The organism is Exiguobacterium sp. s127 (genome assembly GCF_018618695.1).
GTDB classification, from domain to species: Bacteria; Bacillota; Bacilli; order Exiguobacteriales; family Exiguobacteriaceae; genus Exiguobacterium_A; species Exiguobacterium_A oxidotolerans.
This window is the reverse complement of record NZ_JACSMO010000039.1, coordinates 1-357: the sequence shown is the minus strand read 5'-3', so window position 1 is coordinate 357 and position 357 is coordinate 1. Positions and strand designations below refer to the sequence as shown.

Annotated in this window: 1 protein-coding gene; it reads right to left on the bottom strand. The window is 50.4% G+C overall.

The annotated features are described in order from the left end of the window. On the bottom strand, positions 1 to 271 hold a 271-nt coding region (locus KNP98_RS16360; protein ID WP_214812260.1), incomplete at its 3' end, for a helix-turn-helix domain-containing protein. Positions 272 to 357 lie beyond the last annotated feature (86 nt).

Sequence of the window (357 nt, the reverse complement as noted above, 5' to 3'; positions counted from 1 at the left end):
AGCGGTCAAAGGCATCAGCAAGATGTTTGACGCTCGTCTGCACAGACGTGCTATCGACTTCCTTCAGCCAGTCGAACGCCTGCTTCAACACCGGGAGTTCTTTCGAACAAGACCCGAAGGACAGTCCTTTACCTGTCGCTTTATACGTCTCATCCCACTTCGCTAAGAAGTGGTTGAAGACGAAGCGCGAACAACCGATCGTCTTCGCAATCAGGATTTCCTGCTCTTTTGTCGGGTGTATTCTGAATGTGTAGGCCTTGTGTGTCGGCATGATGTTCACCTCCTTACAACGGATATACCTGAAAGAGAGGGTGGCGATTCATCTCCCACTTTCACTAGGGCTTCACCCTGATCGTT